This window comes from Enterobacter sp. CM29, assembly GCF_013179605.1.
In the GTDB taxonomy this organism is placed as follows: domain Bacteria; phylum Pseudomonadota; class Gammaproteobacteria; order Enterobacterales; family Enterobacteriaceae; genus Enterobacter; species Enterobacter intestinihominis.
Genome location: NZ_JABMCU010000219.1, coordinates 1 through 6,763, shown reverse-complemented (window position 1 = coordinate 6,763; position 6,763 = coordinate 1). Strand labels below are relative to the sequence as shown.

The 6,763-nt window shown below is 57.6% G+C and carries 6 protein-coding genes and 1 pseudogene; 2 read left to right on the top strand and 5 right to left on the bottom strand.

Going from position 1 to position 6,763, the window contains the following annotated elements; translation table 11 throughout:
* The coding region (locus tag HP459_RS23595) for a hypothetical protein (protein ID WP_253939658.1) at positions 1-88 on the top strand (88 nt) is incomplete at its 5' end.
* A 39-nt stretch (positions 89-127) separates the two neighbouring features.
* Here HP459_RS23595 and HP459_RS20050 read toward each other — a convergent pair.
* From HP459_RS20050 to ytfQ, 5 genes are all read right to left on the bottom strand, one after another.
* The gene (locus HP459_RS20050; protein ID WP_045307825.1) at positions 128-1,696 is read right to left on the bottom strand and encodes a methyl-accepting chemotaxis protein; all 1,569 of its coding nucleotides are present in this window, start codon (positions 1,694-1,696) and stop codon (positions 128-130) included.
* A 93-nt stretch (positions 1,697-1,789) separates the two neighbouring features.
* A complete protein-coding gene (gene yjfF / locus HP459_RS20045; protein WP_022646856.1) occupies positions 1,790-2,791 on the bottom strand; it encodes a galactofuranose ABC transporter, permease protein YjfF in 1,002 nt (333 codons plus the stop codon).
* On the bottom strand, positions 2,778-3,803 hold the full coding sequence (gene ytfT, locus HP459_RS20040) for a galactofuranose ABC transporter, ATP-binding protein YtfT (protein ID WP_161177600.1): 1,026 nt from the start codon (positions 3,801-3,803) through the stop codon (positions 2,778-2,780). The genes yjfF and ytfT overlap by 14 nt, the downstream gene beginning before the upstream one ends.
* Positions 3,804-3,813: 10 nt before the next feature.
* The gene (gene ytfR, locus HP459_RS20035) at positions 3,814-5,316 is read right to left on the bottom strand and encodes a galactofuranose ABC transporter, ATP-binding protein YtfR (RefSeq protein ID WP_022646854.1); all 1,503 of its coding nucleotides are present in this window, start codon (positions 5,314-5,316) and stop codon (positions 3,814-3,816) included.
* Between the two features lie 102 nt (positions 5,317-5,418).
* Positions 5,419-6,375, bottom strand: a complete 957-nt coding sequence (ytfQ, locus tag HP459_RS20030; RefSeq protein WP_022646853.1) for a galactofuranose ABC transporter substrate-binding protein YtfQ — start codon at positions 6,373-6,375, stop codon at positions 5,419-5,421.
* A gap of 309 nt (positions 6,376-6,684) precedes the next feature.
* Here ytfQ and HP459_RS20025 point away from each other — a divergent pair.
* Positions 6,685-6,763 (top strand): annotated as a pseudogene (locus tag HP459_RS20025) (inorganic pyrophosphatase); the annotation flags it as partial.

Here is a 6,763-nt window from a genome sequence, read left to right as displayed (position 1 = left end):
CCTGCACCAGCGCCGTTCGTTCTTTGTCGGCAACGACCACATGGTGGAAGACGTTGAACGCATGATCCGCGAATTCCCGGACGCGTAACGCGTAAATAGGGGAGCCCGACAGGCTCCCCTATTTTTATCATGCCGTTTGCGCCGTCAGTTTGAAGGATGCCATCGCCTCCATCAGCTCGCGCGATTGTTCCTCCAGGGAACGCGTTGCCGCAGAGGACTGCTGAACCAGCGCCGCATTTTGTTGCGCCGTTTCATCCATCTGATTGACGGCAATGTTAACCTGCTCAATACCGCGGCTCTGCTCCTGAGACGCCGTCGCAATTTCTCGCATCAGTTTGGTCATACGCAGCACTTCAGTGGCGATCTCGTCCATCGTCTCACCGGCCTGTTGCGCCAGCTCGCTGCCCTCGTTCACGTGGGTTTGCGAATCGCTGATAAGCGAGCGGATCTCTTTCGCCGCATCGGCACTGCGGCTGGCGAGATTGCGCACCTCACCCGCCACGACCGCAAAACCCCGTCCCTGCTCGCCCGCGCGCGCCGCTTCCACGGAGGCGTTCAGCGCCAGAATATTGGTCTGGAAGGCAATGCCGTCGATGACGCTCAGGATATCGGCGATGCGTGCCGAGCTGCCGGCGATGTCGCGCATCTTCTCAATGACATAGCAGACCATTTCGCTGCCGTGATCGGCGGTATCGGAGACCGACTGCGCCAGCTGGTGCGCCTGCCCGGCGTTATCGGCGTTAAGTTTCACCGTGGCGGTGATCTCTTCCATGCTGGCGGCCGTCTGCTCCAGCGAGGTGGCGGTGGATTCCGTGCGCTGGGCAAGGTTCAGGTTCCCTGCCGTCAGCTCGCGGCTGCCGGTATCAATCTGCGAGCTGGCGTCACGCACCCGCAGAACGGAATTCATCAGCGACTGGCGCATCTCTTCGATAACCGCGTTGAGGCGATTAAATTCCTGGCTCGCGGGCGCGTTCAGGGTGTGGGTTAAATCCCCGGCCGCTACGTGCTCCAGCTGGGCAATTGAGGCTGAAAGCGGCTTGAGCAGCATATGGCGCAGCACCAGCCAGGCCAGCACGATAATGCCTGCCGTCAGCAGCGCCGCGACGATAATCAGGATCAGCACACGGGTTTTACTCGCCTGCACGGCGCTCACCTCCGCTTTGCCGCGCGCTTCGCTCCACGTCTGGAACGCCTGCATATCGTTATCAAACTGCTTCGCCACCGGGACCAGCTTGCTTTCCAGCAGATCGTAATAGCCGTCCGCGCTTTGCTCGTTCAGGGCTTTCAGCATCGGGCTGATACCCTGCTGGTTGTACACCGCCAGGCTCGAGGCGACGTTATCCAGCAGCTTTTGTCCCTGCTCATCCGCCACGCCGCCGCCGATCACGCCCTTGAGCGTTTTCTGTGCCAGCGCCACTTCCTGGTTAATGGTTTTGACCGCCCTGGCCGCATCGTCCAGCAGGCCGACCTCCATCATGCGGACGGCCTGACCCGCTTCGTTACGCGCGCGCAGGATCAGCGTATAGCCGGCATTCAGCTGCACCATCTGTTCACCCTGAAGATGATTGATGCGCTGGAGAGAAGCAGAACTTTGCGTAAGGGCATAAATGCCAATGCCGCTGACAATCAGCAGCAGAAGGGTCATAACGGCCAGTAAAGAGAGCAAGCCGGTACGAATCGATAGCGTTTTAAGCATGATGTTATTTCCGGTAGCGAGATATTTCTGGGCATAAAAAAAGAGTATCGACCGCTACCGGAAAATGTTTAGAGTTTAAGCAATTTCAGCATGTTATCGCCCTGTTAAAGATGTATTCACACGGGTAACAGGCGAGCTCTGGCGGTTCTCCCACAGCACCGTCAGGCCGCGCTGGAGCGCGATAAAAATAAACAGCAGAATACCGATGGCGATTTTGGTCCACCAGGAGCTGAGCGTGCCGTCGAAGTTGATATAGGTCTGAATCAGCCCCTGGATCGCCACGCCAAACAGCGTACCGAGCACCGTCCCTACCCCGCCGCTGAGCAGCGTACCGCCAATCACCACCGAGGCAATGGCGTCAAGCTCAACGCCCACCCCCGCCAGGGCATAGCCTGCCTGGGTGTATACCGAAAACACAATCCCCGCGAGCGTGGCAAGGCCGGTCGAAAGCATATAGATGCGGATGGTGGTGCTGCGCGTGGAAATCCCCATCAGGTTCGCGGACGTGGCGCTGCCGCCAATGGCATAAACCTGGTTACCAAACCGGGTACGGTGAGCGAGGAAGATCCCGATCACCACCACGCCCAGCATCAGCAGCCCCATTGCGCTCAGGCGCCCTCCACCGGGAATTTTCCACGCAAGGCTGGAGAGCGTGTCGTAGATCGGATGGTTAATCGGAATTGACTCCTCCGACACCAGATAGCTCACGCCGCGCAGGAAGAACATCCCGGCGAGGGTGATGATAAACGCCGGTATTTTCAGCGCGTCGATCAAAAGCCCCATAAAGGCGCCGAACGCGCAGCCCATGACCAGCACCAGCGGAAACGCCAGCAGCGGCGAAATACCCCAAAAGCCAATCGCCTTGGCAAGGAACACGCCGGTAAAGGCGATCACCGACCCAACGGAGAGATCGATCCCGCCGGAGAGGATCACAAACGTCATGCCGACGGCGATAATGCCTAAAAAGGCGTTGTCGGTCAGGATGTTGCAAATCACCCGCGTGGAGGCGAAGCCCGGGAACTGGGTCAGGCAGTAAAGGTATCCCAGCACGAACACACCCAGCGTGATCATTAACGGCAAATTACGTTTTATCATGACCGCGGAACCCCTTAATGAGAGTGATAAAGCGCGGCGACTGCACGATAAGTACGATAAGCACCACGACCGCTTTGACGACCTGATTAAGCTCCGGCTGGAACCCGGAGAGCAAAATACCGGTATTCATACCCTGAATAATTAACGCCCCCACCACCGAGAGCAGCAGATTAAAACGTCCGCCCATCAGCGACCCACCGCCGATAACCACCGCGAGGATCGCATCAAGCTCCAGCCAGAGTCCGGCGTTGTTGGCATCCGCCCCGCGAATGTCGGCCGCCACAATCACCCCGGCAATCGCAGCACAGACGCCGCTCAGCACATAGGTCAGCATCACCATCAGCCGTGTATTTACCCCGGCGTTTTTCGCGGCCCGAATGTTAATTCCCACCGCTTCGATGAACATCCCGAGCGCCGTTTTGCGGGTGAAAAGCCAGAACACCACCAGCGTCACCAGCGCGACGATTACCGGCGTCGGGAAGAACAGAAAATTACCGCTGCCGATCCACGCAAGATTCGGGGAGGTAAAGGTGACGATTTGACCGGAGGTGATAAGCTGCGCCACACCGCGCCCGGCCACCATCAAAATCAACGTCGCGACAAACGGCTGGATCTTGAGCACCGCGACCAGAATGCCGTTCCACAGCCCGGCTAATACACCGGAGCCCAGCGCGGCCAGCAGAACCACCGGCAGGCTGTGCCCGGCAACGGTCATCGAGGCGGCGGTGGCGCCCGCAATTGCCATTACCGCACCGACGGAGAGGTCAATCCCGCCGGTGGCAATCACCAGCGTCATGCCCATCGCCAGCAGTGCCACGGGCGCGGCACGGTTTAAGATGTCGATCGGGCTACCAAACAGGCGGCCATCCTGCACGACGATCTGGAAGAAATGCGGAGCTACCAGGCTATCCACCAGCAGCACCAGCAGCAGCGCCACGATTTGCGGCGTGCCGGTCGGCCAGCTGAAGCGGCGCTTCGCTTCGCCAGTTTGCGAAAGAGAACGGGACATCACATATGACTCCTTACGCCGCGATGGCATTCATGATCGCCGGAACCGACAGTTTATCCAGCGGGATTTCTGCCACCTGCCTGCGATCGCGCATGATGATGACGCGATCGGCATAGCCAACCAGCTCCTCCAGCTCAGACGAGATCACCAGCAGCGCCAGACCGTCGGCGCACAGCGTTTCGATAAGCCGGATGATTTCGGCATGCGCGCCCACGTCGATACCGCGCGTGGGCTCGTCGAGGATCAGGAACTGCGGTTTGGTCAGCAGCCAGCGCGAGAGCAACACCTTCTGCTGATTACCGCCCGAAAGGAACTCGATGGGCTGTTCCGCGCTCGGGGTACGGATACCGAGCTGGCGGATGAAGCGCTCGGCAATCGCGTTCTGCTCGCGCTTAGGGATCGGACGCAGCCAGCCGCGCTGGGCCTGTAGCGCCAGAATGATGTTTTCCCGCACCGAGGCGGCGGCAATAATCCCGTCCGTTTTTCTGTCCTCCGGGCAGAAGCCCACGCCGAGGCACGACGCCTGATGCGGTGAACGTAGCGTTTGCGGTTTGCCTTTGATCAGCGCCGTTCCGCTGTCGGCAGGTTTGATCCCGAAGATCACTTCGGCGGTTTCGGTGCGCCCGGAGCCTAACAGCCCTGCCAGACCCACAATTTCACCGGGGCGTACCTCGAGGTTAAACGGCGCGATGGTCCCTTTTTTGCCGTAATCGTGAAACGCGGCGATCGGTTTTTCGCTCAGCAGCGTGCGGCCCGCACGCTGGAGTGCGTTGGTCTCCAGCTCGCGACCCAGCATCATTTTGACCAGCTCAATCTGCGGCAGCTCGCGGGTTTCCCGGCAGCCGACAAAGCCGCCGTTGCGCAGCACCGTAATACGGTCGCTTACCTCGTAAACCTGATCGAGGAAGTGCGTAACAAAGATCAGGCTCACGCCCTGATCGCGCAGCTGGCGCATCAGGGTAAAAAGCATCTCCACTTCCTGGGTATCGAGGCTGGCGGTGGGTTCATCGAGGATCAGCACTTTCGCCGAGAGATCGATAGCGCGACAGATCGCCACGATCTGCTGCATCGCCACGGAAAAACGGTTCAGCGGTTCGCGCACGTCGAGAGAGAAGCCATACGATTCCATCAGCTTCGCGGCGCGCGCTTCCATCTCTTTACGGCGCAGCAGGCCAAAACGTCTGGGCTCGCGGCCAATAAACAGGTTATCCGCTACCGACATGTTTGGCAGCAGGTTCACTTCCTGGTAGACCGTGCCGATCCCCAGTTGCTGCGCATGCGCGGTATTTTTGGGCGAAATAGCATTACCTTCCAGCCAGATAGCGCCGCGATCGGCGTGATAGACCCCGGTCAGGGTTTTAATCAGCGTCGACTTCCCCGCCCCGTTTTCGCCGAGCAACGCCATGATCTCCCCACGCCGCAGGCTGAAATCAACGTTATCCAGCGCCTTAACGCCAGGGAAAAATTTACTCAGGCCCTCTGTGCGGAGGATTTCCTGGTGTTGTTCGGTGGTCATGGTTTCCCCCTGCATTAAGCCGGATGACGCTACGCTTATCCGGCCTACAAATGAGCGTATCGTAGGCCGGGTAAGCGCAGCGCCACCCGGCAATGTCACTGATCAGTAGCCCATATTTTTCTTCTTCTCTAACTCTTCTTTCGCCGTGTCCGGCAGGTAGAGCGTGGATTTGGTGATGGTCAACTTCTCAGGCTGGGTGCCGTCTTTCTTGAATTTCTCCAGCGCATCGAATGCCGGGCCCGCCATGTTCGGCGTCAGCTCCACGCTGGCGTTCGCTTCGCCGTCAATCATCGCTTTGTAGATGTCCGGTACGCCGTCGATCGAGCCGGTGAGAATATCTTTGCCCGGCTTCAGGCCCGCTTCTTTGATGGCCTGGATGGCGCCGATCACCATGTCGTCGTTGTGGGCGTAAACCATGCAGATATTTTTGCCGTTATTTTCTGCCTTGATGAAGCTTTCCATGACCTCTTTACCTTTGCTGCGGGTGAAGTCGCCGGACTGAGAACGGATGATCTTGATGTTTGGTGCTTTGGCGATGGCCTCCGCGAAACCTTTCTTACGGTCGATAGCCACGCTCGCCCCGACGGTGCCCTGCAACTCAACCACGTTACACGGCTTGCCATCCACCTGCTTCACCAGCCAGTCACCAATCAGTTTGCCTTCCAGCACGTTATCGGCGGTGACGGTGGTCATATAGAGAGATTTGTCTTTTACGTCGATGGAACGGTCGAGCAGGAACACAGGAATTTCAGCTTCTTTAGCTTCCTTCAGCACCGGTTCCCAGCCCGTGGCAACAACCGGGGCGATAAAGATGGCATCCACGCCCTGAGCGATAAAAGAGCGCACCGCTTTAATCTGATTCTCTTGCTTTTGCTGACCATCGGCGATTTTCAGGGTAATACCGCGCTTTTCGGCCTCACTTTTCGCCACGTTCGTTTCAGCGGCGCGCCAGCCGGATTCAGATCCGACCTGCGAAAATCCAACGGTTAACGGTGCGGCCATCGCCATAGACGACATGGCTGCCGAAACTGCTGTAACAAGAAGTAAGCGCTTCCACATATGAACGTCCTCGTAGGGTAGGTTATTGTTGGTTAAAAGATGTTCTGCGGATGAACTATAGCCAATGGAATATGTTACGGATTGCGTTACATCACACTTCAGAAAAGTGAATAAAACGTTAATCACAAGTTTGTAATCGCTTTCATTTCCACATTTAAAATGCGGCTGAGTTTATGGATTATCCTGTCATGGAAACGGTCTGAAAAGTGAAAGCGCGAGGGAGATAAGACGAAAACAGGCGAAGACTTTCAGCGCCAGTTGGCTATAATACCTGCCACTTGTTTACCATCCATTTTAAAGGACACCGACATGAGCTTACTCAACGTCCCTGCGGGTAAAGAACTGCCAGAAGACATCTACGTTGTGATCGAAATCCCGGCCAACGCAG